The 1150-nt window shown below is 66.9% G+C and carries 1 protein-coding gene; it reads left to right on the top strand.

The features are described 5' to 3' along the window. Positions 1-157 precede the first annotated feature (157 nt). Positions 158-1114 (top strand): IS110 family RNA-guided transposase, encoded by a 957-nt coding sequence (locus Z164_RS0118925; protein WP_024892208.1) that lies wholly within the window; start codon positions 158-160, stop codon positions 1112-1114. Positions 1115-1150: the final 36 nt, after the last annotated feature.

Here is a 1150-nt window from a genome sequence, read left to right on the forward strand (position 1 = left end):
TTAAGGACTCGGCCCGGCTCCGGTAGCCCGACGCGCCCCTGGAAAGTTTGAAGCCCGCGGATGAGCACTGGGCGCCAGAGCCGGACCGTTCTTCTCTGCAGCCCGAACGGTTGTAGGAGCCTTGAGTTCGCATAGACAAGGATGGGAGTGAGAAGACGTGTCCGACGCTGTTTTTATCGGTATCGACGTTTCCAGCCAGACGCTGGAGATCGCCAGCAGCGGCCAGGCCAAGACCTGGCAGATCACCAACGACACCAGCGGTATCGAGCAACTGGTCAGCCAGGTGTCGGCCTTGGCGCCCGAATTGATTGTGATCGAGGCCACGGGCGGCTACGAGTTCGAGGCGGCCTGCGCGCTTCAGGCCGAGGGCCTGGCGGTGGCGGTGGTCAACCCGCGCACGGCACGCGACTTCGCTCGCGCGATGGGGGCCTTGGCCAAGACGGATGCGCTGGATGCGCGCATGCTGGCGGCCTTCGCCCGCGTGCTGCATCAGCATCCCGAGCGCGAGCGCTTCGTCAAACCGCTGGCCGACGCTGAACGCCAGCGACTGCAGGCCCTGGTGCTGCGTCGGCGTCAACTGGTGCAGATGCTCACGGCCGAGCGACAGCGCCTGCGTCTGGCCCACGCGGCGGCGCGCTCGAGCATCGAGCGGGTCATCGAATGCTTGAAGCAGGAACTAGGCGACAGCGAAGCCGAGGCGGCTGCGCATGTGCAGCGCCATCATGCCCAGTTGGCCCAGGCGCTGGCCAGCGTACCGGGCATTGGATCGGCCAGCGTGGCGGTGCTGCTGGCCGAATTGCCCGAACTGGGGAAGCTGGATCGGCGCCGCATCGCCGCGCTGGTGGGCGTGGCGCCCCTGAACCGCGACTCCGGACAGAGGCGCGGCCATCGCTCCATCTGGGGAGGACGTGCCGACGTGCGGCGAACGCTGTACATGGCCACCCTCACCGCGGTGCGTTACAACCCGGTGCTCAAAGCCACCTACCAGCGCCTGCTGGCTGCCGGCAAGCGCAAGAAGGTGGCCCTGGTCGCCTGCATGCGCAAGCTGCTGACGATACTCAACGCCATCGCCAAGCATGGCTCCACATGGAATCCGGCCATGCCTGGCGCTTGACGCACAAGACGGTTGCTCATCCGGCGCTGCGCGCCA

Origin of the sequence: Luteimonas huabeiensis HB2, assembly GCF_000559025.1 — a bacterium.
In the GTDB taxonomy this organism is placed as follows: Bacteria; Pseudomonadota; Gammaproteobacteria; order Xanthomonadales; family Xanthomonadaceae; genus Luteimonas; species Luteimonas huabeiensis.